Source organism: Brachyspira catarrhinii (assembly GCF_005518285.1).
GTDB lineage: Bacteria > Spirochaetota > Brachyspiria > Brachyspirales > Brachyspiraceae > Brachyspira > Brachyspira catarrhinii.
This window is the reverse complement of the sequence record NZ_SJDU01000659.1, coordinates 1-798: the sequence shown is the minus strand read 5'-3', so window position 1 is coordinate 798 and position 798 is coordinate 1. Positions and strand designations below refer to the sequence as shown.

1 protein-coding gene is annotated in these 798 nt (G+C 33.3%); it reads left to right on the top strand.

Annotated elements, in window-relative coordinates; genetic code table 11:
• Positions 1–454: amidase family protein (locus EZH24_RS12905; protein WP_272897907.1), on the top strand; the 454-nt coding region annotated here is incomplete at its 5' end.
• Positions 455–798: the final 344 nt, after the last annotated feature.

The following is a 798-nucleotide window of genomic DNA, read 5'->3' as shown; positions in this document are numbered from 1 at the left end:
AAGATACGGCTATCATCCAAAAGGCGATTTTAATTTGGACGAATATTATTATACTTCAAGGAGCGTTGGACTTGCATTTGAAACGAGAGCGAGAATATTATTCGGAACTTTGATAACGGGAAAAAGATTTTTCTACACTCATTATCAGCATGCATTGAAAGTAAGAAAATTAATGCAAATGGATTTTGACAACGCATTTAAAAAAGTCGATGTTATAATCTCTCCATCCTCTCCAGTGACGGCGGGACTTTTGGGAACGCGAGATAAAACAGACAGCGCTTTAAGTTTTTTGGCGGACAGTTATACTTCAAATATAAATTTGGTAGGACTTCCAGCTATGAGCGTTCCTTGCGGAGTAGATAAAAACAATATGCCGATAGGAATACAATTTATAGCGAAACAATTTGACGAAGTTTCTATGTTTAAGATGGCTTACGCGCATGAGATAGATTGAAATTATAGATTGCCACGCTGACGCTCGCACACGCTGTGCGCCTCGCTTTGCGTGCCTTCGGCAACGGCGATGACAGAAATTTGCTAACTTTATTTAATTAATTTCACCATATTTTTTTCATTTTTTTACGAATTTTACTAAAAATACAAATTAACCTAAAATTTTTTTAAAAAAATTTGCTTTTTTAATAAAAAAAGTGTTGACAAATTTTTTAAATTTGTTATAATATGTATAGAGAGTTTGAAGCTGTATAGAAAGTTTAAGGCTATTGTAGAATTTCATGCGATTAAAAAAAGTTGCAAAAAAGCTTGACAAAAACTCTAAAACATACTATACTGACAAGT